Source organism: Peristeroidobacter soli (assembly GCF_004138485.1).
GTDB classification, from domain to species: Bacteria; Pseudomonadota; Gammaproteobacteria; order Steroidobacterales; family Steroidobacteraceae; genus Steroidobacter; species Steroidobacter soli.
The window spans coordinates 877,759-901,566 of sequence record NZ_ML142848.1; the positions used below are offsets into that span (position 1 = coordinate 877,759).

Sequence of the window (23,808 nt, forward strand, 5' to 3'; positions counted from 1 at the left end):
CACATCAGGCGGACGGGATGAACTCGTCGTCGCCCTGGTGCTCGCGCTCGAACATCAAGAACTCGTGATAACCGCAGCGGTTGCCGTACGGATACTTGCGGCACACGTTCGGCCGCGCTTCATACACGGTGCAGCGGCGCTCGTCCGTATCGAAGAAGCGGCAGATGGTTTTGTAGATGTGATCCTTCTGATGCCGCAGGATCTGCTCGTCCACTTCCTTGGTCTTGTAGTTGTAGGTGAACTTCTTCTTGGCCTCGGCATGCGACAGGCCGAAATGCTTCGCCAGGCGCGCGATATCGTGCTCGCTCACCGCGATACGCGAGTGGCTGCAACAATAGCCGGGACAGGTCGCACAGTCGTAACGCATCTTGGTCATGGGGCGACCCTCTCCAGCGTGCTGAAGGTAAAGGCGTGGGCGTGGCGCTCGTCGGCCGGATGATACTCCTTCGCGACCTCGCGCCACTGCTGTTCCTGCAGCGTAGGAAACACCACATCGCCGTCGACGCTGGCATGCACGCGCGTGAGATGGATGACCTGCACCTGCGGCAGGACTTGTCGGTAGATGTCGGCGCCGCCGACGATCACGATCTCCGGCGCCGGCCGCGCGGCCGCAATCGCCTCATCGATCGATGTCACGACGGTGCAGCCCGGAATTTCCAGCCCGGGTTGGCGCGAGATCACGATGTTCAGTCGACCCGGCAGCGGCCGACCGATGGAATCGAACGTCTTGCGCCCCATCACGATGGGTTTGCCCAGACTGAGCGCCTTGAAGCGTTTCAGATCGTCTGGCAAGCGCCACGGCAGCTGATTGCCGCTGCCGATGACGCCGTTCTCGGCCACCGCCACGATGATGGAAAACTTCAGCTCCGTAACACGGCTGCTGAATATCTTGTGATCGGACGTCATCGAGGCATCCCGGCGCGTTTACTTCCGGGCCTTTTTCTTGGCCTTTTTCTTCGCCTTCGCGTCGCGCAGGTCGGTCGGCTCCTTGTCCAGCATGGTGCCGCGGCATTTCTTGGCGCCGCAGCGGCAGGCGTACAACGCCAGCTCGGCCGGATCGTCGGTGCTTTCCCAAGTGAGCTGATAGTCGTAGCCCAGCTCCTCGCCCGGCTTGATGTTACGGATGGCGTCGATGAACACGCGGCTGTTCTCGATCACCGTCTCGCAATTGGGATTGCAGCTGTGATTGATGAAGCGCGCGTCGTTGCCGTCCACGCCGGCGTCGATCACGGTGCGATTGCTGGCGATGAACAGGAAGGTGTGACCGTCGTCGTCGCCCTTCTTCTCGTAGCGGGCATCGGCCTCGCCGTGAGAAATGCGCTCGCCGAGATATTCGATGACGCGCGCGCCCTTCTTGATGGGCATGATCGCGTACACGCCGCGACCATGAATCGGCGAGTTGCGGGCTTCGACCAGCGGCGAGTTCAGCACCACCGGCTTTTTCTTGGCGGCAGGTCTCCTCGCCATCCCGCGGGATGACCCCGGCCGCGCTCCTTGCGTCGCGCCGCCTTTGGGCCGTCGGGTGGATTTGCTGGACGAGCGAGTCTGGGTGCGCGACTGAGTGCGACGGTTCTTCGTAGCCATTTAGACAGCGATGGGCGCTTTGATGGAAGGATGAGCCTGGTAATCGACGATCTGAAAATCTTGGTATTCGTACTCGAAGATCGAAGGCGGCTTGCGCTTGATCACGAGCCTGGGCAACGGCAACGGTTCACGGCGCAGCTGTTCATCGGCCTGCTCGAGATGATTCAGATACAGATGACAATCGCCGCCGGTCCAGATGAACTCGCCCGGCTCCAGATCGCACTGCTGCGCGAACATGTGCGTCAGCAACGCATACGAGGCGATATTGAACGGCACGCCGAGGAACACATCGGCGCTGCGCTGATACAGCTGGCACGACAGCTTACCGTCGCCCACCCAGAACTGAAACAACGCGTGACACGGAGTCAGCGACATCTGCTCCAGCTCGCCCACGTTCCAGGCGTTGACGATGATGCGACGGGAATCGGGATTGCGACGGATCAGATCCAGCGTGCGGCTGATCTGGTCGATGGTCTTGCCGTCCGGCGCCGGCCACGAGCGCCACTGCTTGCCGTAGATCGGGCCGAGCTCGCCGTTCTCGTCGGCCCACTCGTCCCAGATCGACACGCCGTGCTCGTGCAGATATTTGACGTTGGTGTCGCCCCTCAGGAACCACAGCAACTCATAGATGATGGACTTCAGGTGCAGCTTCTTGGTCGTGACCAGGGGAAAACCCTGGCGCAGATCGAAGCGCGCCTGATGACCGAAAACCGACAGCGTGCCGGTGCCGGTGCGATCGGTCTTGCGCAGACCGTGCTCGCGGATCTGCCGGAGCAGCTGCAGGTACTGGATCATGACGCGGTCGCGAGCTGCTTGGCGCCGTAGTTGCCGCTCGCCTGCTGGCTGCGATACGCCCAGACCATCACGATGGCGCCGAGGACAATCATCGGCAGCGACAGAATCTGCCCCATGGTCACCCAGTTGAACAGCAGGTAACCGCGATTCTCATCGGGCACTCGCACGAACTCCACGGCGAAACGGCACACGCCGTACACGATCAGGAACAAACCGGTCGGCGCCAGTCTCGGCCGCGGCGTGCGCGTGAACAGCCACAGGACCACGAACAACAGCAGTCCTTCCAACAGACCCTCATAGAGCTGCGATGCATGGACATGCAACACGCAAGGATCGATGCCAAAGCGCTGACACAGGCGCTGAGCTTCGGCAGCCTGCACGGGATACAGCGGCGCCGGATCGACCATGAATCCCCAGGGCGCGTCGGTGGGCTTGCCCCACAACTCGCCATTGATGAAGTTACCGATGCGACCGGCGAAGATGCCGACGCCGGGCAGCGGCGCCAGAAAGTCGAGCACGTCGGCAAAGCGGCGCTGCCGCTGCCGGGCGAACAACATCGTCGCAAGGATCACGCCGATCAAGCCGCCATGGAACGACATGCCACCTTCCCAGATGCGGATGATGGTGAGCGGATCGGCCATCACCTGTTCACCGCCGTAGAACAGGATCCAGCCCAGCCGACCGCCGAGGATCACGCCGATGGCGGCGAAGAAGATCAGATCGTCGACTTCGGCCGGTTGCCAGGTCGAATCGGGGCGAGCTGCGCGCCGACGCGCCAGCCACCAGCCGGCCGCGAAGCCAATGACATACATGAGCCCATACCAGCGCACGGCCAGCGGGCCCACCGAGAAGATGATCGGGTCGATCGCGGGGTAGGGAATCATGATCGGCGAGTATACCAATGCCCGGCGGTGGGGCCCGACTCCGCCCGCCCGGTGCTTTTAATCGGTCACGACCCGACAGAAGTACGCCTTCAGGTAGCGCGTCTCCGGGATCGCAGGGTGGATCGGATGATCCGGCGCCTGGCCCCCGACTTCCACCACCTGCGCGAACCGGCCGAGATGACGCGCGCCCCGCTGGATCGCGGTCAGCAGGTGATCCGGCTCCAGGTGATAGGAACAGGAGCACGACACCAGGATGCCGTCCTTCTCCAGCAACTGCATGGCGAGCTGATTGAGCCGCTTGTACGCCGCTTCACCCTTGGGCACATCTTTCTTGCGCTTGATGAACGCCGGCGGATCGATCACCACCACATCGAAACGACGGCCCTCGGCATGGAGCTTTTCCATCACGTCGAACGCATCGCCCTTGAGCACCGCGGGCTTCAGGCCGTTGGCGGCGGCGCTCGCCTGCAACTGCTCCAGCGCGGACGCCGATGAATCCACGCAAGTGACTTCGGTCGCGCCCGCCTTGAGCGCGCCCAAACCCCAGGCGCCGAGATAACTGAAAACGTCGAGCACACGCGCGCCGCCGACGTATTTGCGCAAGGCCAGCCGATTCGCGGCCTGATCGAAGAACCAGCCGGTCTTCTGCCCGCTGCCCAGCGGCACCTGGAAGCCCACGCCGCCCTCTTCCACGACCACGAACTGGGGCGCCTCGCCGAATGCCGTCTCGACGTAATGCGGCAGGCCCTCCAGATCGCGCACGCCCGCGTCGTTCTTCCACACCAGCGCCGTGGGGTTGATGACCTTTTTCACCGCCGCTTCGATCTGCGGCCGCAACGCTTCCATGCCCGCCGTGGCGATCTGACCGACGATCACGTCGCCAAATCGATCCAGGACCAGGCCCGGCAACGCATCGGATTCGCCGTAGACCAGCCGGTAGAACGGCTTGTCGTAGAGCGAGTGACGCAGCGATTGCGCCACCTGCAGACGATGCACGAGCAGCGACTTGTCGGGCGGATATTGCGGGCTGCGGCCCAGGATTCGGGCGCTGATCAGCGAATGCGGATTCACATAGGCATAGCCCAGGAACTTGTCGCGATCGGAGACGATCCGGCACAGCGCGCCCGGCTTGAAAGCCGTCAGCGGCGTGCGCGCAGTGTCCACTTCGTTGGAAAACACCCACAGGTGGCCAGCGGCTAGACGACGATCCTCGCCCCGCTTCAGGCGCAACTCCGGCAGCTCAGCGGGCGTAGAGGACGTGGGGGTCGGTGTATCGGGGGAGGTGTTCATTTAAAGTGGGCGCATTCTATGCACGATTCAACACATCGCAACCGTCTCGCTCAGGAGACGAGCCCCTACCTGCTGCAACACGCCGCCAATCCGGTCGACTGGCATCCCTGGAGCGAGCAGGCTCTGGCGCTCGCCCGGCGCGAGAACAAGCCGATTCTACTGTCGATCGGCTATTCCGCCTGTCATTGGTGCCACGTCATGGCGCACGAATCCTTCGAGGATCCGGCCAGCGCGGCGCTGATGAACCAGCTGTTCGTGAACATCAAGGTCGATCGCGAGGAGCGGCCCGACCTGGACCGCATCTACCAGATCGCGCAACAGATGCTGACCCAGCGCGGCGGCGGCTGGCCGCTGACGATGTTTCTGTCCCCCAAGGACCAGCGTCCCTTCTTCGGCGGCACTTACTTTCCCAAGCAAGCGCGCCACGGCCTGCCCGCCTTCACCGACTTGTTACGACGCGTGGCGCAGTTCTATCGCGAGCGCGGCGACGACATTGCCCAGCAGAGCGAAGCGTTACAGCAAGCGTTCGATCAACTGCACTCGCCGCCCGCATCGGACGACACGGCGTTGACGTTGGCGCCGGCCCAAGCCGCACGCCAGCAGCTCGCCGGCGCCTTCGATCCTGAATTTGGCGGCTTCGGGGGCGCACCGAAATTTCCCCATCCGACCAATATCGAGTTCCTGTTGCGCCAGTGGCGCGCCACCGCCGGCGCCGAAGAGCCGGATCTGCACTCGCTCTACATGGCCACGCTGACCCTCAAGCGCATGGCCGACGGCGGCATCTACGATCATCTCGGCGGCGGCTTCGCGCGCTACAGCGTCGATGCCTACTGGATGATCCCGCATTTCGAAAAAATGCTTTATGACAACGGGCAGCTGCTGCGCGTCTATGCGCACGCCGCGTTGGCCACCGGTGAGCCGCTGTTCAGCCGGATCGCCAGCGAAACCGCCGACTGGATGATTCGTGACATGCAAGCGCCCGAAGGCGGTTTCCGGGCGGCGCTCGACGCCGACTCGGAGGGTCATGAAGGCAAGTTCTACGTGTGGCAGCCGAAGGAAGTGGCGCAACTGCTCGACGCGGACGACTACGCGGTGTTCGCACGCCACTTCGGTCTCGACCGCCCGGCGAACTTCGAAGACCAGGACTGGCATCTGCACGTATTTCGGTCGGAAGACGATATCGGCGCCGAGCTGGGCCTCGAGCCGGCGGAAGTCACTCGACGCCTCGAGCACGCGCGCCGCGTTCTGCTCGAAGTGCGCAATCGCCGCGTCTGGCCGGGGCGCGATGACAAAGTGCTCACCTCATGGAACGGTCTCGCGATCAGCGGCCTTGCGGTCGCGGCTCGTGCATTACGCCGCCCCGATCTGGCCGACGCCGCGGCCGGCGCGGTCGATTTCATTCGCCAGCAATGCTGGCGCGATGGCCGGCTGCTCGCGACATTCAAGGACGGCCGTGCGCGCTTCGCCGCTTATCTCGACGACTACGCATTCCTGCTCGACGGTGTGCTGGAACTGCTGCAAACCCGGTGGCGCAGCGAGGATCTGAAGTTCGCGACCGGGCTGGCCGAAGCGCTGCTGGTCCATTTCGAGGATCGCCAGTCCGGTGGTTTCTTTTTCACGGCGGACGATCACGAGCAGCTCATGCATCGCTCCCGTTCGTTCAGCGACGAAGCGCTGCCGGCAGGCAACGCCGTCGCGGCCCAGGCGCTCACGCGTCTGGGTCTGTTGCTGGGCGAAACCCGATTTCTGGACGCGGCGGCGAGAACGTTGCGCGCGGCCTGGCCCGCCTTGCAGCACTATCCTCATGCTCACACGGCGCTGCTGGTCGCGCTGGAAGAGCATCTGGAACCGCCCGAGATCGTCATCGTGCGCGGCGAGCGCGAGGAAGCCGAGAGTTGGCGCGACGAGCTGGCAAGAGTCTACGCGCCGAGACGATTGGTATTCGCTATCGCAGCGGATGCTTCAGGACTGCCGGCCGCGATTGCGGATAAGAAACCTCAGCCGGAGACCGCCGCGTATGTGTGTCGTGGGATGACTTGCTCGGCGCCGGTGCGCTCGCTGTCGTCGCTGGTGGCGCTGACTCGGAGCTGAGGCCGGGCCGCGCCGCGTCTGAATTCAAGTTTATTTCTTTTCTTTGGCGCGCTTCTTCGCCTGCTTCATGTGGCGGGAGCGCTCGATGCCGGCCATTTGTTTGGCGCGCGCCGACTCGATCGCCGCGTTGAGCGCGCGCCCGCCCCAGATCTTCAGCAGCTCGGCGTCGTTGACCACGTCCTGCGGCACTTCGTGATGATCGGTGGTGAGATCGAACGCGTTCGGATACGGCTTGAACTGCGGCATGCCCCGCGCGACATAATCGTCGAGGTTGCTCTTATCGGTGTGCAGGTACAGCTTCTCGCCCATCACGATGGCGAGCAGACGGTCGTCGATGAACACACCGACGCCGCCGAAAATCGCACGACTGGAGATTCGCCCGAGCGGCGCGAGTTGTTCTGCGACGTAACTGGCCAGGCTCGACTTGACCCGCATATCGAGCTACTCACTCTTCCTGATTGCTTCCAAGCAGCGCAGAGTTTACATCGCGAACCTCTACTGTAAACCCGCGATCGTCACTAACTGGCGACACTGTGCGCCAGTCCGCCAAAAAAACGCCGGGGCGGCAGAAAAAGTTATACGGCCGCGCCGAGGCGTCCCAGGTGCTGGCGAATTAAGTCACGCAACGGCGCGTGCGCCCGGCCGTCGAATGCCGGCGCTTGCTGCCAGTCATAACCCCAAGGATTGGCGGTGCGCATGGCCTCTGGCTCGTCGACGAAGCGCGGATGCACGTGAGCATGTAGAGCGGGCTCGACGTTGCCGAAGATCGCATAGTTGATTCGCAGCGCGCCGGTCGCGGCCAGTACGGCGTCGCCCAGCAAGCCGAGCTCGGCAAGGAACAAATCGCGGTCGGCCGGTTTCAGTGCGTTCAGATGCGGCACGACTGGATCGGGCAACAACAGACAGTAGCCCGCGAGCACTTGCCGCTGTCCCATCACCGCCCATCCAGAGCGCAGACGCGCAACCACGGTCGGGTCGTTACCGGTGCGGCAACTCTCGACCAGGCGATGAATGGCGGTGCTCATTTGCGAAACACGAAATAAACCGCCCCCATCATGCAGAGCGCCGCCCACAGGTAATCGAGCTTGAGCGGCTGACGCATGTACAACATCACGAACGGCACGAACACCGTCAACGTGATCACTTCCTGCAGGATCTTCAGCTGCGGCAGGCTCAGCACGGTGTAGCCGATGCGATTCGCCGGTACCTGCAACAGATATTCGAACAGCGCGATGCCCCAGCTGATCAGCGCCGCCACGATCCAGGGCTTCTGACTCAGCTCCTTGAGATGGGCATACCAAGCGAACGTCATGAACACGTTCGACAGCGTCAGCAACAGGATGGTCCGGAGAACCGGGCTCATGACGTTTTGATAGGGGTTTGGGGCACGTCGATCTTGCGTAGACGGGGCGGCGAAGCGCTGGTGTCCCGCTGTAGCACGAAATCGAACTCGTCGACCCGGGTGCACAGATCGAAATCGCGCTCCGGCGCCCAGTCGCACGCCGGATCGAAGAACTTCACGGCGCTGGACACTTTCCGCAGCTGCTCGCGAATGCCACTGACCGGCATCGGCTCGCCCAGCAAGCGAGACCGCAACAGCTCGGCGCACAGATCGTCTTCGTCGCAGTTCTCCCGCGCCTCGTGACCCATGCGAACCAGCGTCACTACTTCCGGCCGAAGTGCCTGGAGGTAGCGAACGATGGCCCCCGCATTGACCAGCGCGCCGGTGAGCGTCTCCACCGAAGCGGGCACGCTGGTGAATCCCTGCGTTCCGGCGTGAGTGGTGTGAATGATGGTGCGACCGGCAACGTCGAGCTTTTCCAGGTCGGCGGGAGAATTGCCGGAGTCGAATCCGGGCAACGGGCGCGCGTGGCGCTCGCCGATCAGCAGCCAGTCCGGATGCTGCCGCTTGAGCTCGCGCGCGTAATCGACTTCGGCGACGGGAATGACGGTCGCCGCGCCACGCGAGAACGCGTACGCGGCGACCGAAAACGCTCGGAACACATCGATGACGACGGCCACGCCCTGCGCCGACTGCGCACCGGCGACGTGATCTACTACGGTGACCTGCAAGCGGCGACCTCGTTCAGGCCGCCGCGCTCAGGCGGCGCGGCCTCGACCGCCAGCAGCCTTGCGCTGCAGGCGAACCACACGTCGCGCGTCGGCGGTCTCGTTCATCACGACGACCTTGGCGCGCTTGAAGAAGTTGAAGTCCGTGGCGCTGGCCCAGGTGTAGGCACCCATCATGCGGCCCACCACCAGGTCGCCCATCTCCAGCTCCGGCAACATGATGCATTCGTCGATCACGTCGATGGAGTCGCAGGTCGGCCCCGAGAGCACGCTCTCGTGCAGCTCGCCACCTTCGCGCAGCACCGACACCGGGTACTTGGCATGGTCGAACATCTGGCCGCTGTACGAACCGTACAGGCCGTCGTCCAGGTAGTACCACCAGCGACCGTCGCGCTTGGCCTTGCCCATCACCGAAGACACGGCGATAGCGGCAGGCGCGGCGATGAAGCGGCCCGGCTCGGCAATCACGCGGACGTGCGGCGGCAGCTTGGCGAGCGCGGCGCGGATCGGACGGCAGAACTCGTCGATCGGCGTAACCGCGTCGTTGTACGACACCGGGAAACCGCCGCCGATGTCGAGCACGTCGAGCGACGGCAGGCCCGCCAGCACGGCTTCCGCCATGATGTTGGTGCATGCCTGGACCGCTTCGACGTACTTCGCCGGGTCGGTCGCCTGAGAGCCGACGTGGAAGGACAAGCCCTTCACGCGCACGCCGAGGCGGCGCGCCTGCTCGATCATGCCCAGCACATCGCCAGGGGCGCAGCCGAACTTCTTCGACAGGTCGACCACGGCGTTCGGGCTGCGGAACGACACACGGATCAGCAGCTCGGCACGCTTGCGGTAGCGCACGAACTTCTTGACCTCTTCCGGGTTGTCCGCGACGAACGTGGTGACGCCGTAACGGAGCGCGTCACGGATGTCGCTGTCACGCTTGATCGGGTGAGTGTGAATGCAGCGGCTCGGGGCAATCCCCTGCTGCTTCACGAGCTCGACTTCGCCGGTGGTGGCGAGGTCGAAATAAGCACCTTCGTCGCGCAAGCAGGACACGACCGCGGCATGCGGCAGCGGCTTGAGCGCGTAGTGAAGATCTACACCCGGCAGCGCGGCCTTGAGGGCGCGGTACTGGCGGCGCACCTGCTCACAGTCCACCACCAGCAGGGGCGAACCAAAGCGGGCGACCAGCGCACGGATTTCGGTTTCCGTCAGCGTGGTGGAATCGAAGGAGTGGGCCGGAGAAACGGCGAGCGATTGCTTGGCTGCGCGGGGCAACACCTGTTGGGCACCTCTCAAAAAGCTGCGAACACTTAACCAACCAACAAGAGCGACAGATTTCTTGAACGTCTGAAGCTCTCACAAGTTCTGGTCGAGCGGCACTGCAGCTTACGCGTGGTGCTCTCTTACACAGGGCGACGCGAAATTTATCAAAAATGTCCGGCGATGCAAGAAGCGCGTCACAGTTTTTATCCCCGCGGGCGAAAAAAATCCGGACGCGCGACCCAGCGCACGGGCTCGTGCACAGCTCGATGGCTCTCTTACGTACGAAACGCAACCCAAGAAATGCCACGACTACCAGGCTCATACCCGACGATCCAGCATCGACGTAGCATTTCGTGAGCGCCGTTTTGACCGTTCAGGGAACTCGATAAATCCTAGCTTCCGTACACCACATGACCGCGACGACCGACACGCGCAGAGAGCTGGACGCGCTGCTGAAAAGCCGCGTACCGCTGATCGTCATCGAAACGCGCGACGAGCCGCGCGCCGTCGCCCTCCTCGCCTCGCTGGCACCTCAGCCCGCGAGCAAGGTGCACACGCCAGTGTTTCAGTGGACTGTCACGGACGGTTTGCGCCGGATCGATCTAAGTCTGGTCACTCCGCCGCAACACAATGACGATCCGACCGCATTGTTAAAAGGAATGCGCGCGACGGCGATGGGGGGCGTGTACATCCTGCTCGACTTCCATCCGTTCCTTGCCGATCCGGTGAACGTGCGACTGCTGAAGGACATCTGTCAGGACTACGACCGCGTCGCTCGCACCGTGGTGCTGATCAGTCACGAAATCCAGCTGCCGCGCGAGCTCGATCACTTGTGCGCGCGGCTCACGCTGGCATTTCCCGACCGAAACGAGCGCCTGGGCATCGTCGAGCGGGTCGCTTCGGAGTGGTCGAGAACTTACGGTCAGCGCGTAAAGACAGATCGCAAGTCTCTGGAACTGCTCGTGGAAAACCTCGGCGGACTGTCCACCGGCGACACCGAGCGACTGGCGCGCAAAGTCATTTTCGACGACGGCGCGCTGTTGCCGACGGATCTGCCGGCGGTGATGCAGGCGAAATATGAATTGTTAAACCGCGGCGGCGTGCTCGCGTACGAGTACGACACCGCGCAGTTCGCCGATCTCGGCGGCATGTCGCGGCTGAAGGAATGGCTGCGATTGCGGAAACCGGCTTTCGACGGCAGCGCGCCTCAGCTCGAGGCGCCCAAAGGCGTGCTGCTGCTCGGTGTGCAGGGCTGCGGCAAGAGTGTCGCGGCGAAAGCGGCCGCCGGCATCTTCGGCGTGCCTCTGCTCCGCCTGGATTTTGGCGCCATCGTGAACAAATACATCGGCGAGTCGGAGCGGAACCTGCGCGAATCGCTGACCACCGCGGAGACGATGTCCCCGTGCGTGCTGTGGATCGACGAGATCGAAAAAGGCGTCTCACTCGGCGACAGCGACAACGGCACCTCCCGGCGGCTCCTCGGTACGTTCCTTACGTGGCTGGCGGAGAAGAAAACGCGCGTATTTGTCGTGGCGACCGCGAACGATATTTCGTCGCTGCCGCCGGAGTTGGTACGAAAGGGCCGTCTCGACGAGATCTTTTTCGTCGACCTGCCGAGCGCCGCCGTCCGCGAGGACGTCCTGCGCATCCACGCAAAGAAGCGAAGCCTCACGCTCGCCGACAACCACGTGCGACAACTGGCCACGGCGTGCGAAGGTTTCTCGGGTGCGGAAATCGAGCAGGCCGTCGTGTCGGCCGTATACGCCGCTCACGCGAGCGGTGCGCCTGCCAGCGGTCAGCACATCCTTCAGGAGATTCGCGCGACCCGCCCGCTCTCGGTGACGATGGCGGAGAAGATTTCAGAGCTGCGATTGTGGGCTGCGGAGCGCACCGTTCCGGCCGAATAGTCGTCAGCGGCTGACACGCTCCGTTATTCGAGTGCCGTCAACGGGCGAATGGGACTGAGTTCCCGGATGAACAGCAACGCGTCATAGGCGGAACCCGGCCTCAGCTCTGAGTAATAACTCGTGCCCTGCCAATAGCTGCCGCGGAACGATTGATCACGATCGAACCACCGACGCCCCAGCGCCTGCGACTGGGAACGCAGATCGAGCGTGAACGACGGCAACCCCGTTGCCGCCAGTACCTCGTTCACGCTGCCAGCCTGTGACGCCGGCAGGATGACTGTCCGATTGCCGCCGTCCTGTATCTGGCCTCGATCATGAACCGAGCCGATCACTCGCAACTCATCTCCCAGCACCCGGCGAAGGTATTGTCCGAGCGAGGCAGGCTCGGCGCCCGCCGCGAGGGCTTCAGCTCGCAGATGGCCGTTGTGGACGAATACGAGCACTCGCGCCCGCGGCCCGGACTCGTGCAGCACCTTCAGCACATTGCCGCCCATCGTGCCGGCCAGATTCTCACCGCGCTTCGGATCGGGCGTCGGCCCGGGGAAGGGATGGCGCAGGTCCATGCCGTAAAAGTGAATACGCCGCGACGGCTCGCAAGCGGCGTTGTAATTGCGCATCCACTCCAGCAGCTGGTAATTCTCCAGCAGCGGTCGCTCGCGCCACGAGAACGTGCGGTTCGCAGAGAACACCCCCTCGACGGCTGCATCGCTCAACTTCCCTTCGCCCTGCACGTAAGCGTCGGCCAGTTGCGCGTGCACCGGGTGCGTCTCGGCCACGATCGCCGTGAAGCCGAGCTCCTCGACGAGATACTGAAACACACGATTCCTGACGATCAGAAATTCGTGCGCACCGTGCGTGCCTTCACCCAAACCCACCACGCGCGCCGAACCCACAATGCGAGTGAGCGCCCCCAGATCGTTGGCCGTCAGAGCGTCGATGTCTGGCGGCAGCGCGACGGCATGCGCCGCGGCCCAGGCGGTCGCTTCGTTTGCTTCGGCCGGTGTCGCTGCCGCGGCTGACGCCGGCTGCCAGCAAGTCAGCAGCGACCATGCCAGTAGCCAGGCACCTCTCAAGGCAGCACCGGTAACACCAGGCGCGAGGAAAACTCGGCCGAATCGCTCTGCACGTACACGCGGAGGGATGACCTTTCCTGCGGGTGTCACGCGCGACGACAGCTCAGCCCGGAGGGCCGCCCTCTTCGCCAAAGTCGGCAACCCAGGCAGCGATGTCCTGGTCGTAGGTGACGATGTTTTCGGCGCTGGCCGAGCGACGCAGCCGGTCGCGCACGGCGTCCCACTTCTCGCCTTCCGGGACTTCCTCGACCAGGATGATCTTCGCCGACGCCTTATCGAGCGTGCGCAGATTCGCGTACAGATTGCGCGCGTAGATATCCGGGCGGATACCGGCGTTGATCCACGTCATGAACGGATTCGCCGTGCCCGGCGGCCGTTGTGCCAGCACCGCGACTTTCTCGTGATTCGCGGTGAACTCGTTCATCACCGTCTCGAGCCGACGGCTCGGCACGACGTTCACCGGCGTTGCCGGCGAGTAATGCCGCGACGTCGAGCCCGGCACGCGCGGCGTGCTCGGATTCGCCCCGACCTGGATGGTCGGCACGACCGCCTGGAGCTGCGACAGACTGATGCTTCCCGGGCGCAACACTCGCGGACCGTCAGCGAGGCAGCTGACGATGGTGGATTCGAGACCGACTTTACAGTCGCCGCCGTCGAGCACGAACTTCAGCTCGTCGCCGAACTCTTCGCGCACGTGCTCCGCCCGCGTCGGGCTGACGTGACCATATTTGTTCGCCGACGGTGCAGCGATGCCGCCGCCGAACGCGTTGAGCAGTTGCTGCGCGACCGGATGATTCGGCACGCGAATCGCGACTGTGTCCTGCCCGCCAGTAATCACGTCGTTGACGGCCGGCGCGCGCTTCGCCACCAGCGTCAGCGGGCCCGGCCAGAATGCATCGGCGAGCTTCTTCGCTTCCGGCGTCATGTCGCGCACCCAGCGCTGCAGATAACGCGGGTGATCGATGTGCACGATCACCGGATGCGTCGAGGGCCGACCTTTGACGCGGAAAATCTTACGCACTGCGTCCGGGTTGTTGGCGTTCGCGCCCAGGCCGTACACCGTCTCGGTAGGAAATGCCACGAGCTCGCCGGCGCGCAGCGCTTCGACGGCCTCCTGGATTTCCTGTTGTAGAACTCGTCCTATAGCCATGGGCGCAATGATAGCAAGAGGGCTCCGGCCTTATTGTCGCGCGCGACGAACGGTCTTATTCGAGTGCCGTCCGGGTCCAGCCTTGCGCCGTCCGGCGCAGCTCGTAGGTCGGCCAGAAGCGCTTGTCGAGCTTCAGTGTCATGACTTCGACCGAGCCGTTCCAGGTCACAGTCCGCAGTCTGAGCGAGCTGCGGTCCTCGCGGCCACTGACGGCCTGGATGAACTGATCCAGATCGGCGACAGGCTTGCCGTCCACCTCGACGATGCGCCGGCCGGCCCACAGCTGATAACGCGTCGCCGGCGAGCCGTACGAGAAGTACGCGACGAACACGCCGTCCGGCTCGATGCCGCGCTGAGCCGCCAGTGCACGATGCGGCTTCTGCAACACCGCGCCGGCCCACACGACGATGCGATCGAGATCGCGGCCGCCGAGCTCCACCGTCGGCACATCGATGGTCTGCACGCCCTTGTCGCGCCAGACGGTCACTTTCACCGCCGGCTTCTGCACGCTTCGCTCCACTTCACGGAAACGATTCACGATGGCGCCATCGATATCCAGAATCAGATCGCCCGAGCGCAACAGCCCGTCCGCCGGCGAGCCGCCGACCGTGCGCACCACGCTGAGCACCTGACGGCGCTCCGGGCTGTGTTGCTCCAGACGGCGGATCCAGTCATCCGGCAAATCCTGCTTGCGGGCGACCGCCAGCGGCACCGGCTGCAGCTCGGCTTCCAGCGAATGTAACGCACGACCCTCGCGCAGTAACGGCAACATCTCCTGCACCAGCTCGGCCGAGATGCCGCGATTCTCCTGCGCAATCTCACGACCGGCTTCATAAGCGAAGCTGGCCCACGTCGCGATCACGGCGCCGCTCTTGTCGACCAGTACACCGTCGTAATCGGCCGGTCCATTGACCAGGGAGATGGTTTCGAGATTCGACTCACGGAACTGCAGCGTGCGCGACAGTGGGAATCCCACAGGGTCCACCGAGGCGACCGTCGCCGAGCGCGATTGCACCTTGCCATCGACACGCATGCCGACCGCCCACACTTCCTGACCCGGCTGCACATCCACCGCCTTCAAGGTCGCGGCCTTCGCTGGCGTCGCACCGATCAGCTTCGGGTCATACGAAATCGCGGCGATATTGTGCAGCGGATGGATATATTCCACTCGACCCGGCACTTCGATCGAGCCGGCGAACGTGATGCGCACGTCGCCCAGCGGCGCCGGCACAGTGTTGCGATCGACGATCACCAGGCCGCGCTCGGCATCGACGATCAGGCCCGTGCCGTAATAGCTGCGCTCGGTGATGCCCGACACCGAATACGGCATGTCGAAATTCACCAGCACCAGCGACGGCGCGAGTTTGTTGATCAACGGGTCGCCGGTCTTTGCGAACGTCGTCGTGGCCGGATCCGGCGCCTTCGCGAGACCGTCCGTTCCCCATGGGGTGCACGGCCAGGTGCCTTGCTTGTCGTCACGCTTGCAGACGCGCGCCGGGAACCAGCGGCGATCCATACGAATGCTTCGCCACTGCGCGGTCTTCGGATCGTCGATCGTGAAGAAACGCAGCGTCACGCGCTCGCCGTCACCGAGCTTCGCGAGCACTTCTTCCAGATCGCCCAGACCGCCGATCTCCTTGCCGCTCGCCTCGCTGATCACAGCGCCGCGAGGCACGCCCGCGGCGCCGAGTGAGTAGCCGGGATTGGCGACATACACGCCCTTGATCGGCACATTGATGTGACGCGCCTGCTGCCAGGACAGGTTGTGAACGACCGCGTCCCCGAACTCCAGGAACTCATCCGGCATCACTTCATACATGTCCTGGATGGGCAACTCGCGCTCGAACGCCTGGCCGCCGCGCTCGATCGACAGCTTCACCGTCTTGCCGACGCCGTCATCCAGCGTTGCGGCGAGCAGTGAGAAATCCGCGGTGAGCTGGCCGTTGATACGCACCAGAACGTCACCGGGCTCGAGCACGTTCTCGGCCTTCGAGCCCTTCTGCACTTCCGACACCACCAGCATGCCGACCGTGTTCGGAAACTTCTTGCGCACCTCGATTTCGGACTCGTTGCGCAGACCAAGCCGACGCACTTCGTCGAACGGCGTGTAGACGAACACCGTCTGCAGCGTGCCGCGAGCGACCGACTTGTTCTTCTGAATCGCTTCCAACGCGCGCGTCACGCGATCCAGCGGCAAATAGAAACTGGAGGCCGCGGCCGAGCTGCCGCCGGCATTGAGCGCCAGCACACGACCGTCGATGTCGATCACCGGCGAGCCCGACGAGCCACCCGAGGTGCTCGACGCCGCCTGGTAATAGAACGTGTTGAAGTCGTTGTACTTGCCGAGGCCGTAGTTCGGCGCCTCGCGATCCAGGCGCGCCAGCGTGCCGGCCAGGATGGAAAGCTGTTCGCCGGCATCGTTGCCGATGACCCGGATCTCACGTCCCACCTGCGCACCCTGCGGGAACAGCTTCAACTCGGTGGGCTTGATGAACCGCAGCTTCGAGGGGTCGTAACGATAGAAGCCGAAGTCGTGCACCGGATCGCGATACACCGGATACAGCGTGACTTCCTCGCGGTTCAGAAACACCGCGGTGGCGGTCACCGGGCCAGGCGTCACGACGTGACGATTGGTGAGAATCAGGCCGCGCTGGGCGTCGACCACGAAGCCGGTGGCCTGGCTCGACATATTCCATTCGGTATCGAAGGCGCGCGCCAGATCGACCTGGATGGTGACCACGCCGCTGGCGACGCGCTCCAGCGTGCGGGTCCAGCGTGAATCCTCGACATCGGGAACCGGCACCGCCGCGGGCGGCACCGGCGAGCCGGCAGCGGGCGCCGATCCGGGCGCCTGGGAATACGAAGGCAGAGCAGTGAGCAGCAGCAGTCCGGCAACGGCGAGAGTTCTATGCATGAGTGAACCGCGTTCGAGGCTGTTGAAGGAGCCGCGACCGGAGGGTTCACTCGAGCCGGGCTCGTTCAGCCCAGCAGCAGGAACCCCCAGATCACGATCAGGACGCCGAAGGATAACAGCACGGCGGTCGAGCCGACGTCCTTGGCCAGCCCGGACAGCTCGTGACGCTCCAGGCCGATCCGGTCGACCACGGTCTCGATGCCGGTGTTGAGCAGCTCCACGATCAATACCAGCAGGACCGAGCTGATCAATAAGGCCTTTTCGATGGGCGTCTTACCCAGGTAGAAGCCCAGCGGCAGCAACACCACCGCCAGGGCCACTTCCTGCCTGAACGCCGCTTCGCTGCGGAACGCGCCCCGGAAACCCTTCCATGAATTGACGAATGCGAGCAATAGCCGGCGCATGCCGGCCAGCTTGGGGCGCTCTGTTATTGTCATTCAGTGCTTCTCATGCCGTAGGTCAGATCGAGTTGCTTGGCGGCGCGCACGTCATCCAGACGACGAACCGGCAAAGTATACGGAGCGCCCTTGACCTTGGCCGCATCCTGTTCGGCCTCGGCCTGAATCGCGATCAATGCGTCCACGAAACCATCCAGCTCCTCCTTGGCCTCGGTCTCGGTGGGCTCGATCAACAGGCACTCCGGCACCAGCAGGGGGAAGTACGTGGTCGGCGCATGGTAGCCGTAGTCGAGCAGACGCTTGGCGAAGTCCATGGCGTTCACGCCCAGCTCCTTGGCCTGGCGCTTCATCGTGATGATGAATTCGTGGCTGGCGCGACGCTCCGGGTAGGCCGCATCGAAACCCGCCTTCTTCAAGCGAGCCAGCAGATAGTTGGCGTTGAGCGCCGAGAACTCCGCGACCCGGTGCATGCCTTCGCGACCGAGCATGCGCATATAAACATACGCACGCAGCAGCACGCCGGCGTTGCCCATGAACGCGGACAGGCGGCCGATGGTCTGCGGCACGTCCTTTTCATCCAGCCAGCGATAGTTGTCTCCATCCTTGCCCACGGTCGGAATGGGCAGGAACGGCAGCAACCGCTGACCGACGCCGACCGCACCCGAGCCCGGACCGCCACCGCCGTGCGGCGTGGAGAAGGTCTTGTGCAGGTTCATGTGGATCACGTCGAAGCCCATGTCGCCCGGACGCACCTTGCCGAGGATGGCGTTGAGGTTGGCACCGTCGTAATAAAGCAGGCCGCCGGCATCGTGCACGAGCTTGGCGACCTCCTGAATGCGACGTTCGAACACGCCGAGGGTCGAAGGATTGGTCAACATGATGCCGGCCGTCTTCGGACCCAGCGCGCCCTTGAGCGCATCGATGTCGATGTCGCCATTGGGCAGCGAAGGAATTTCGACCACCGTGCAACCACACATGGTCGCGGTCGCCGGATTGGTACCGTGCGCGGCATCCGGCACGATGATCTCGGTGCGCTCCAGATCGTTGCGAGCCTTGTGATAGGCACGAATCATCGCGACGCCGGCAAACTCACCCTGCGCGCCAGCCATCGGCGTGAGCGACACGCCTTTCATGCCGGTGACATCCTTGAGCATTTCCTGCAGCTCGTACAGGCACGCCAGGAAGCCCTGACTCACCGAGTCCGGCGCCAACGGATGACGTCCCAGGAACTCCGGCAGCATCGCGAACGCATTACACGCGCGCGGGTTGTACTTCATCGTGCACGAACCCAATGGATAAAAATGGGTATCGATCGAGAAGTTCAGCTGCGACAGCCGAGTGAAGTGACGCACGGCCTGCAGCTCGGAGACTTCCGGCAGCGCGGCGCGCTTGCGACGACGAAACTTCTCCGGCACCTGGGCGGTGGCACCTTGCGGATACTGGCCGACGGCGCTGCGCCCGGTGCGCGAATGTTTGAAAATCAAAGGTTCAGAGATGTGGCTCATCGGTTGCGCTCCACAACGCCGGTCACAATGTCGGTAAGGGCAATGGCATAGGTATCCAGGTCTGCGTCGGTGCGCGTTTCCGTCGCACACACCAGCAGCGCATTGCCCAGTTCGGGATAGAGATTCGACAAATCCAAGCCACCGACGATATTGCGTTCAGCCAAGGCGTCGAGCACCTCGCGCACCTTGACCGGCAGCTGTAACACAGCTTCATGAAAACGGTAACCGTCGAAGGCCAGTTTCACGCCGGGGATGCGCGTGAGCTTCTCGATCAGCTTGCTGGTCTGCCGTTGCGAAGTCGCCGCCACGGATTCCAGACCGGCCGCGCCGAGCAGCGACATGTGAATCGTCGCCGCCGTCACCAGCAGACCCTGGTTGGTGCAGATGTTCGAGGTCGCCTTGCTGCGGCGGATGTGTTGTTCACGGGCCTGCAGCGTCAGCGTGAAGCCCTGCTTGCCGTCCAGATCGACGGTGCGACCGATGATACGTCCCGGCATCTGACGCACGTGTTCCATACGCGTGGTCATGAAGCCGAAGTACGGGCCGCCCGACGACAGCGGCACGCCGAACGGCTGGCCGTCGCCGACCACGATATCGACCCCCTTCGTGCCCCACTCGCCCGGCGGCTTGAACAGCGCCAGCGACAGCGGATTCACCACCGCGATGACCAGCGCATTGTTGGCGTGCGCCCAGTCGGTGATCGCATCGACATCTTCCATCTGGCCGAAGAAGTTCGGCTGCTGGATCACGACGGCGGTGAGATCTTCGCCCTTCAGCGCTTCGAGCGTCGAGAACTGCAGCGTGCCCTTGCCGGACTCATACGGCAGCACCGTGAAGCTCAAGTTCTGACCTTCGACGACCGCGCGCGAGACCGACAGATACGTCGGGTTCAACGTCGACGGCACGACGATGCGAGCCGACTTCGACTTGCGATGCGCGCGCACCGCCATCAAACAGGCTTCGGCGAGCGCCGATGCGCCGTCGTAGAGCGACGCATTCGAGACTTCCATGCCCGTCAGGCTGCTCATCATGGACTGATATTCGTACAACAGCTGCAGCGTGCCCTGGCTCGCTTCGGCCTGATACGGCGTGTACGCGCTGTAGAACTCACCGCGCGTAACGATCGCCCAGACGGCAGCGGGAATGTGATGCTCGTAAGCGCCGGCGCCCAGGAAATTCAGCGGGCGACCGTCCTGGCTGGCGCGCGCCTGCATGAGGCGCCCGACCTCCATTTCGCTCAGTGCGTCGGGAATCGCGGCGAGCGATTTGATCCGCAGCGCCGCCGGGATTTCATCGAACAGCGCATCGATGCTGGGCGCGCCGATGGCGGCCAGCATTTCGCTGATCTCGGTTTCGGTATGTGGGATGAACGGCATGGCGGCACTCAGTGGGCAGCGTCAGCGACGACCTTCTCGTAGGCCTTGGCATCGAGCAGCTGTTGCAGCTCGCCGTTGTTGCTCGGCTTGATCTTGAACAGCCAGCCGGCGCCGTACGGATCGCTGTTGACCAGCTCGGGCGAGCCGCTCAGCGCATCGTTCGCGGCGATCACTTCGCCGGACAGCGGGCTATAGACATCCGAGGCGGCCTTGACCGACTCGACCACGGCGGCGGCGCCACCCTTGCTCAGCGACTTGCCCACTTCCGGCACTTCGACGAACACCAGATCGCCCAGCGCGCCCTGCGCATGGTCGGAGATGCCGATGGTGACGGTGCCGTCGCTCTCGACGCGCGCCCACTCGTGGGAATCCAGGTATTTCAGATCGGCGGGAATGTTCGACATGACGAGGTCCTCAATAACAAAGCGAAAATAAAATCAGAAAAGCTCGAATATTCGAAATCTGGCATACGGCCCGGACGCCGGGGCGCGTTACGAGACCAGCGGCTTGCCGTTGCGCACGAACGGAAACTTCACGACGCGGGCGGAGAGCAGCTTGCCTCGAATGTCGACTTCGACACGATCGCCGGTCGCCACCGGCACGCGCGCGAAGCCGATGGATTTCTCCATGGTCGGCGAGAACGTGCCGCTGGTGAGCTCGCCGTCGCCGGCGGCAGTCACGACGCGTTGATGACCCCGCAGCACGCCACGCTCGTCGAGAATCAGGCCGACGAGCTTGCGCTTCACACCCGCCGCGCGCTGCGCATCGAGCGCGGCGCGGCCGACGAAATCGCGTTCCGGCGGATCGAATGCGACGGTCCAGGTCAGACCGGATTCGAGCGGCGACTGGTTTTCATCCATGTCGTTGCCATACAGATTCATGCCCGCTTCGAGACGCAGCGTATCGCGCGCACCGAGACCGCACTCCGCGACGCCGGCCGCTTTCAGGTCGCTCCAGAATTTCGGCGCTTCGCCGACCGGCAACATCACTTCCCAGCCGTCTTCGCCGGTGTAACCGGTGCGGGCGATGAAGTATTGACCAAGCTCGCGGCCCACGAACGTCTTCAATTGCAGCGCTTCGTCGGCGTGCTTGCCGATCAGCGTCGCGGCCTTGGCACGGGCATTCGGCCCCTGCACGGCGATCATCGCCAGATCGGTGCGCGGCTTGATGTCGACGCCGAACTTGTCGGAGAAGCGCTTCAGCCAGGCGATGTCCTTGTCGCGCGTGCCGGCATTCACGACCACGCGGAACCAGGATTCGTTGATGAAATAGACGATGAGGTCGTCGACCACGCCGCCCTGCTCGTTGAGCATGCAGCTGTACAGCGCTTTGCCCGAGTCCTTCAGCTTGGCGACGTCATTGGCGAGCAGATAGCGCAGGTAGTCACGCACGCGCGCGCCGGTGACATCGGCGATCAGCATATGTGAAACGTCGAACATGCCGGCGTCGCGACGGACCGCGTGATGTTCTTCGATCTGGGAGCCGTAATTGACCGGCATGTCCCAGCCGCCGAAATCGACCATGCGGGCGCCGGCGGCGACGTGTGTGTCGTACAGGGGAGTCTTGAAGCCCATCGAATGCTCCGGATTGGCCGAGTTGAGTCAGGTAAAAAGGTTCGCGCCGAACGGCTGACCGTTCAACGCCCCTCTGTCCTGTGACCTGAGAGATCCGGTCCCCACTTGCAGTGAGACACCTCTCCCCTTCGGTGAACTGCCGACGTCGGCAGCTACTCTCCAGAGCCCTTCGAATGAGCCGCGGCCGCAAGGCCGTCGATTCACAGGGGCACGCCGTTCATTTGCCTGAGCGTTTCCGGGCGGTTGCGCCTTCGGCGGCGGGGTGGTTCCCGCTCTCTCCGGCCGTGCCTTGCGATGGGTGCGCGTATGGTAGCCGAACGCGGCGCCCGGCGCTCAATGGATGTGCGCTCGAAGCGTTACAATGTCCCCATCTATGCGCCCCACCCGACGTCACTCCATTCCCGTTCGTATCGGCTCTGTCACTGTGGGCGGCCCCGCCCCGGTCGTCGTGCAATCGATGACCAACACCGACACCGCCGATATCGAGTCCACGACCCAGCAGATCAAAGCCTTGGCGCGCGCCGGCTCCGAACTGGTGCGCGTTACTGTTAACACGGATGAGGCCGCCGCCGCCGTCCCGCACGTTCGCGACCGGCTCGCACGGATGGGCATTCACGTGCCCATCGTTGGCGACTTCCATTTCAATGGTCACAAACTGCTAAAGGCGCACCCGGCCTGCGCCGAAGCGCTGGCGAAGTACCGGATCAACCCCGGCAACGTCGGTCGGGGCAGCAAACGCGACCCGCAGTTCGCCGAAATGATCGAAGTCGCGATCCGCAACCACAAGCCGGTGCGCATCGGGGTGAACTGGGGCAGCCTGGATCAGGATCTGCTGACCCGGCTCATGGACGAAAACTCCAAGTCCGCCGATCCGATGGACGCTCGCGATGTCACGCGCGAGGCGCTGGTCGTGTCCGCGCTGGAATCGGCCAAACGCGCCGAAGAGCTGGGCCTGGGCTCGGATCACATCGTGATCTCGTGCAAGGTCAGCGGCGTGCAGGATCTGATCTCTGTGTATCGCAATTTGGCGAAACGCTGCGACTACGCGCTGCACCTCGGCCTCACCGAAGCCGGCATGGGTTCCAAAGGCATCGTCGCCTCGACTGCCGGCATGGCGGTACTGCTGCAAGAAGGCATTGGCGACACCATTCGCGTGTCGCTCACGCCCGAGCCCAACGGCGATCGCACCACGGAGGTCATCGTCGCGCAGGAGATCCTGCAGACCATGGGGCTGCGCTCGTTCATGCCCATGGTGGTCGCCTGCCCCGGCTGCGGTCGCACCACCTCGACGTATTTCCAGGAACTCGCCCAGAAGATCCAATCTCACATTCGTCATCAGATGCCGGAATGGCGCAAACAATTCGTCGGCGTCGAAGACATGACCGTGGCGGTCATGGGCTGCGTGGTCAACGGCCCCGGCGAGAGCAAGCACGCCAACATCGGCATCAGCCTGCCCGGCACGGGCGAGCGGCCGGTGGCGCCAGTTTATGTGGACGGCGAGAAGGGCCCCACGCTCAAGGGCGAGCACATCGCCGAAGAGTTTCAGTCGCTGGTCGAGGAGTACATCGCCAAAACCTACGCGCGCCGGGAGCCCGCATGACGGCGCTCACTGAACAACGCTGCAAGCCCTGCGAAGGCGGCGTCGCGCCGCTGTCGCCGAGTGAAGCCCAGGCGTTGATGAATCAGCTGAACGACGTTTGGAAACTCGCCGCCGACGGCCGTAGCATCCGCGCCGAATGGAAGTTCCGTAACTTCTATCACGCGATGAGCTTCGTGAACGCGGTGGCGCACATCGCCAATGCCGAAGATCATCACCCCGACCTGGAAGTCGGCTACGGCTATTGTCGGATGACCTATAACACTCACGCCATTGGCGGGCTGTCGCAGAACGATTTCATCTGCGCCGCCAAGGTGGACGCTCTACCTCGGACTTAGCTGGA

Annotated in this window: 23 protein-coding genes and 2 riboswitches; of the genes, 4 read left to right on the top strand and 19 right to left on the bottom strand. The window is 63.7% G+C overall.

All coding sequences use genetic code 11. The annotated features are described in order from the left end of the window. Positions 1–4: 4 nt before the first annotated feature. The 6 genes from EKO19_RS03445 to EKO19_RS03470 form a co-directional block, all read right to left on the bottom strand. A complete protein-coding gene (locus EKO19_RS03445; protein WP_129774995.1) occupies positions 5–376 on the bottom strand; it encodes a YkgJ family cysteine cluster protein in 372 nt (123 codons plus the stop codon). Further along, positions 373–906, bottom strand: a complete 534-nt coding sequence (gene folA / locus EKO19_RS03450; RefSeq protein ID WP_129774996.1) for a type 3 dihydrofolate reductase — start codon at positions 904–906, stop codon at positions 373–375. The genes EKO19_RS03445 and folA overlap by 4 nt, the downstream gene beginning before the upstream one ends. An 18-nt stretch (positions 907–924) precedes the next feature. Further along, on the bottom strand, positions 925–1,467 hold the full coding sequence (locus EKO19_RS03455) for an SET domain-containing protein (protein ID WP_129774997.1): 543 nt from the start codon (positions 1,465–1,467) through the stop codon (positions 925–927). A 117-nt stretch (positions 1,468–1,584) separates the two neighbouring features. Next, on the bottom strand, positions 1,585–2,379 hold the full coding sequence (gene thyA / locus EKO19_RS03460) for a thymidylate synthase (protein ID WP_129774998.1): 795 nt from the start codon (positions 2,377–2,379) through the stop codon (positions 1,585–1,587). Continuing rightward, the gene (gene lgt, locus EKO19_RS03465) at positions 2,376–3,263 is read right to left on the bottom strand and encodes a prolipoprotein diacylglyceryl transferase (RefSeq protein WP_129774999.1); all 888 of its coding nucleotides are present in this window, start codon (positions 3,261–3,263) and stop codon (positions 2,376–2,378) included. The genes thyA and lgt overlap by 4 nt, the downstream gene beginning before the upstream one ends. 57 nt (positions 3,264–3,320) lie before the next feature. Further along, entirely contained in the window at positions 3,321–4,553 is a 1,233-nt protein-coding gene (locus tag EKO19_RS03470) for a class I SAM-dependent rRNA methyltransferase (RefSeq protein ID WP_129775000.1), read from the bottom strand. A gap of 18 nt (positions 4,554–4,571) precedes the next feature. Here EKO19_RS03470 and EKO19_RS03475 point away from each other — a divergent pair, with 18 nt between their 5' ends. Continuing rightward, on the top strand, positions 4,572–6,644 hold the full coding sequence (locus EKO19_RS03475; RefSeq protein ID WP_129775001.1) for a thioredoxin domain-containing protein: 2,073 nt from the start codon (positions 4,572–4,574) through the stop codon (positions 6,642–6,644). A 30-nt stretch (positions 6,645–6,674) separates the two neighbouring features. Here EKO19_RS03475 and EKO19_RS03480 read toward each other — a convergent pair whose 3' ends face one another. The 5 genes from EKO19_RS03480 to EKO19_RS03500 form a co-directional block, all read right to left on the bottom strand. Further along, positions 6,675–7,079 carry a TfoX/Sxy family protein gene (locus EKO19_RS03480; RefSeq protein ID WP_129775002.1) on the bottom strand — a complete coding sequence of 135 codons (405 nt, stop codon included), beginning with the start codon at positions 7,077–7,079 and terminating at the stop codon, positions 6,675–6,677. A 140-nt stretch (positions 7,080–7,219) separates the two neighbouring features. Further along, positions 7,220–7,669: an HIT family protein gene (locus EKO19_RS03485; RefSeq protein WP_129775003.1), complete on the bottom strand. Its 450-nt coding sequence runs from the start codon at positions 7,667–7,669 to the stop codon at positions 7,220–7,222. Further along, positions 7,666–8,007 carry a DMT family protein gene (locus EKO19_RS03490; RefSeq protein WP_129775004.1) on the bottom strand — a complete coding sequence of 114 codons (342 nt, stop codon included), beginning with the start codon at positions 8,005–8,007 and terminating at the stop codon, positions 7,666–7,668. The genes EKO19_RS03485 and EKO19_RS03490 overlap by 4 nt, the downstream gene beginning before the upstream one ends. Then, entirely contained in the window at positions 8,004–8,717 is a 714-nt protein-coding gene (locus tag EKO19_RS03495; RefSeq protein WP_129775005.1) for a 2-phosphosulfolactate phosphatase, read from the bottom strand. The genes EKO19_RS03490 and EKO19_RS03495 overlap by 4 nt, the downstream gene beginning before the upstream one ends. A 27-nt stretch (positions 8,718–8,744) precedes the next feature. After that, positions 8,745–9,983 (bottom strand): type III PLP-dependent enzyme, encoded by a 1,239-nt coding sequence (locus EKO19_RS03500; RefSeq protein WP_407676635.1) that lies wholly within the window; start codon positions 9,981–9,983, stop codon positions 8,745–8,747. A gap of 398 nt (positions 9,984–10,381) precedes the next feature. Between EKO19_RS03500 and EKO19_RS03505 the strand changes: the two genes are divergently transcribed. After that, complete coding sequence (locus EKO19_RS03505) at positions 10,382–11,878, top strand: AAA family ATPase (RefSeq protein ID WP_129775006.1); 1,497 nt, start codon at positions 10,382–10,384, stop codon at positions 11,876–11,878. 23 nt (positions 11,879–11,901) lie between these two features. On the opposite strand, the gene EKO19_RS03510 is transcribed toward EKO19_RS03505, so the two are convergent. The 8 genes from EKO19_RS03510 to gcvT form a co-directional block, all read right to left on the bottom strand. Beyond that, positions 11,902–12,951 (bottom strand): erythromycin esterase family protein, encoded by a 1,050-nt coding sequence (locus EKO19_RS03510; protein WP_129775007.1) that lies wholly within the window; start codon positions 12,949–12,951, stop codon positions 11,902–11,904. A gap of 103 nt (positions 12,952–13,054) precedes the next feature. Continuing rightward, entirely contained in the window at positions 13,055–14,101 is a 1,047-nt protein-coding gene (locus EKO19_RS03515; protein WP_129775008.1) for an L-threonylcarbamoyladenylate synthase, read from the bottom strand. Between the two features lie 55 nt (positions 14,102–14,156). Beyond that, entirely contained in the window at positions 14,157–17,015 is a 2,859-nt protein-coding gene (locus tag EKO19_RS03520; protein ID WP_129775009.1) for a trypsin-like peptidase domain-containing protein, read from the bottom strand. 65 nt (positions 17,016–17,080) lie between these two features. Continuing rightward, positions 17,081–17,452 (bottom strand): diacylglycerol kinase, encoded by a 372-nt coding sequence (locus EKO19_RS03525; RefSeq protein ID WP_129775010.1) that lies wholly within the window; start codon positions 17,450–17,452, stop codon positions 17,081–17,083. Continuing rightward, the gene (gcvPB, locus tag EKO19_RS03530) at positions 17,449–18,918 is read right to left on the bottom strand and encodes an aminomethyl-transferring glycine dehydrogenase subunit GcvPB (protein ID WP_129775011.1); all 1,470 of its coding nucleotides are present in this window, start codon (positions 18,916–18,918) and stop codon (positions 17,449–17,451) included. The genes EKO19_RS03525 and gcvPB overlap by 4 nt, the downstream gene beginning before the upstream one ends. Next, complete coding sequence (gene gcvPA, locus EKO19_RS03535) at positions 18,915–20,294, bottom strand: aminomethyl-transferring glycine dehydrogenase subunit GcvPA (protein ID WP_129775012.1); 1,380 nt, start codon at positions 20,292–20,294, stop codon at positions 18,915–18,917. The genes gcvPB and gcvPA overlap by 4 nt, the downstream gene beginning before the upstream one ends. An 8-nt stretch (positions 20,295–20,302) precedes the next feature. After that, entirely contained in the window at positions 20,303–20,698 is a 396-nt protein-coding gene (gcvH, locus tag EKO19_RS03540; RefSeq protein WP_129775013.1) for a glycine cleavage system protein GcvH, read from the bottom strand. 87 nt (positions 20,699–20,785) lie between these two features. Continuing rightward, positions 20,786–21,868: a glycine cleavage system aminomethyltransferase GcvT gene (gcvT, locus tag EKO19_RS03545; protein ID WP_129775014.1), complete on the bottom strand. Its 1,083-nt coding sequence runs from the start codon at positions 21,866–21,868 to the stop codon at positions 20,786–20,788. 63 nt (positions 21,869–21,931) lie between these two features. Next, a riboswitch (glycine riboswitch) is annotated at positions 21,932–22,041 on the bottom strand. A gap of 31 nt (positions 22,042–22,072) precedes the next feature. Continuing rightward, a riboswitch (glycine riboswitch) is annotated at positions 22,073–22,160 on the bottom strand. Between the two features lie 69 nt (positions 22,161–22,229). On the opposite strand from gcvT, the gene ispG reads away from it, so the two are divergent. Then, positions 22,230–23,468 carry a flavodoxin-dependent (E)-4-hydroxy-3-methylbut-2-enyl-diphosphate synthase gene (gene ispG / locus EKO19_RS03550; RefSeq protein ID WP_129775015.1) on the top strand — a complete coding sequence of 413 codons (1,239 nt, stop codon included), beginning with the start codon at positions 22,230–22,232 and terminating at the stop codon, positions 23,466–23,468. Continuing rightward, a complete protein-coding gene (locus EKO19_RS03555; RefSeq protein ID WP_129775016.1) occupies positions 23,465–23,803 on the top strand; it encodes a 4a-hydroxytetrahydrobiopterin dehydratase in 339 nt (112 codons plus the stop codon). Before ispG ends, EKO19_RS03555 begins: the two co-directional genes overlap by 4 nt. Positions 23,804–23,808: the final 5 nt, after the last annotated feature.

Coding starts and splice junctions, on each gene's coding strand:
- EKO19_RS03445 (WP_129774995.1), bottom strand. CDS start 376: ATGACCAAGATGCGTTACGACTGTGCGACCTGTCCCGGCTATTGTTGC.
- folA (WP_129774996.1), bottom strand. CDS start 906: ATGACGTCCGATCACAAGATATTCAGCAGCCGTGTTACGGAGCTGAAG.
- EKO19_RS03455 (WP_129774997.1), bottom strand. CDS start 1,467: ATGGCGAGGAGACCTGCCGCCAAGAAAAAGCCGGTGGTGCTGAACTCG.
- thyA (WP_129774998.1), bottom strand. CDS start 2,379: ATGATCCAGTACCTGCAGCTGCTCCGGCAGATCCGCGAGCACGGTCTG.
- lgt (WP_129774999.1), bottom strand. CDS start 3,263: ATGATTCCCTACCCCGCGATCGACCCGATCATCTTCTCGGTGGGCCCG.
- EKO19_RS03470 (WP_129775000.1), bottom strand. CDS start 4,553: ATGAACACCTCCCCCGATACACCGACCCCCACGTCCTCTACGCCCGCT.
- EKO19_RS03475 (WP_129775001.1), top strand. CDS start 4,572: ATGCACGATTCAACACATCGCAACCGTCTCGCTCAGGAGACGAGCCCC.
- EKO19_RS03480 (WP_129775002.1), bottom strand. CDS start 7,079: ATGCGGGTCAAGTCGAGCCTGGCCAGTTACGTCGCAGAACAACTCGCG.
- EKO19_RS03485 (WP_129775003.1), bottom strand. CDS start 7,669: ATGAGCACCGCCATTCATCGCCTGGTCGAGAGTTGCCGCACCGGTAAC.
- EKO19_RS03490 (WP_129775004.1), bottom strand. CDS start 8,007: ATGAGCCCGGTTCTCCGGACCATCCTGTTGCTGACGCTGTCGAACGTG.
- EKO19_RS03505 (WP_129775006.1), top strand. CDS start 10,382: ATGACCGCGACGACCGACACGCGCAGAGAGCTGGACGCGCTGCTGAAA.
- EKO19_RS03515 (WP_129775008.1), bottom strand. CDS start 14,101: ATGGCTATAGGACGAGTTCTACAACAGGAAATCCAGGAGGCCGTCGAA.
- EKO19_RS03520 (WP_129775009.1), bottom strand. CDS start 17,015: ATGCATAGAACTCTCGCCGTTGCCGGACTGCTGCTGCTCACTGCTCTG.
- EKO19_RS03525 (WP_129775010.1), bottom strand. CDS start 17,452: ATGACAATAACAGAGCGCCCCAAGCTGGCCGGCATGCGCCGGCTATTG.
- gcvPB (WP_129775011.1), bottom strand. CDS start 18,918: ATGAGCCACATCTCTGAACCTTTGATTTTCAAACATTCGCGCACCGGG.
- gcvPA (WP_129775012.1), bottom strand. CDS start 20,294: ATGCCGTTCATCCCACATACCGAAACCGAGATCAGCGAAATGCTGGCC.
- gcvH (WP_129775013.1), bottom strand. CDS start 20,698: ATGTCGAACATTCCCGCCGATCTGAAATACCTGGATTCCCACGAGTGG.
- gcvT (WP_129775014.1), bottom strand. CDS start 21,868: ATGGGCTTCAAGACTCCCCTGTACGACACACACGTCGCCGCCGGCGCC.
- ispG (WP_129775015.1), top strand. CDS start 22,230: ATGTCCCCATCTATGCGCCCCACCCGACGTCACTCCATTCCCGTTCGT.
- EKO19_RS03555 (WP_129775016.1), top strand. CDS start 23,465: ATGACGGCGCTCACTGAACAACGCTGCAAGCCCTGCGAAGGCGGCGTC.